This window comes from Burkholderia sp. BCC1996 (genome assembly GCF_905339955.1).
Classification (GTDB): Bacteria; Pseudomonadota; Gammaproteobacteria; order Burkholderiales; family Burkholderiaceae; genus Burkholderia.
The window spans coordinates 1-672 of record NZ_CAJPHM010000094.1 but is presented as its reverse complement, the minus strand read 5'-3'; the positions used below and the strand labels follow the sequence as shown (position 1 = coordinate 672).

Annotated in this window: 1 protein-coding gene; it reads right to left on the bottom strand. The window is 64.3% G+C overall.

Annotated elements, in window-relative coordinates:
* Window positions 1-665 (bottom strand): electron transfer flavoprotein subunit alpha/FixB family protein (locus U4Z64_RS37355; RefSeq protein WP_321822689.1); only part of this gene is annotated, 665 nt, incomplete at its 3' end.
* Window positions 666-672: the final 7 nt, after the last annotated feature.

The following is a 672-nucleotide window of genomic DNA, read 5'->3' as shown; positions in this document are numbered from 1 at the left end:
GCCAGCGGCTCGAGAACCTTCGTGTAGTTCTCGCCGCTGCCCAGGCCGCGGCCACCCGACACGATGATGCTCGCCGACGTCAGTTCCGGACGGTCCAGCTTCGTCACTTCACGGCTCACGAATTGCGACTTGCCGGCGTCCGCCGCGGCTTCGATCTTCTCGATCGCTGCGCTGCCGCCTTCCGCTGCCACCGGATCGAAACCCGTCGCGCGCACCGTGATGACCTTGATCGGATCGCTCGACTGCACCGTCGCGATCGCGTTGCCCGCGTAGATCGGACGCTCGAACGTGTCGGCACTGTCAACAGCCGTGATGTCGGAGATCTGCGCGACGTCCAGCTTCGCGGCGATACGCGGCGCGATGTTCTTGCCGTACGCAGTCGCCGGCGCGAGGATGTGCGAATAGTCCTTCGCGATGTTCAGCGCGGTCGCCTCGACGTTTTCCGCGAGGCCCGCTTCGAGTTGCGGCGCATCGGCCAGCAACACCTTCGACACACCTGCGATCTTCGCCGCTGCATCGGCCGCCGCTTGCGCGTTATGGCCCGCGACCAGCACGTGGATGTCGCCACCGACGAATTTGCCAACCTCAGCCGCCCCTGCCACCGTATTCAGCGTCGCGGCCTTGATCGACGCGTTGTCATGTTCTGCAATCACCAGAATCGTCATTTCTTTC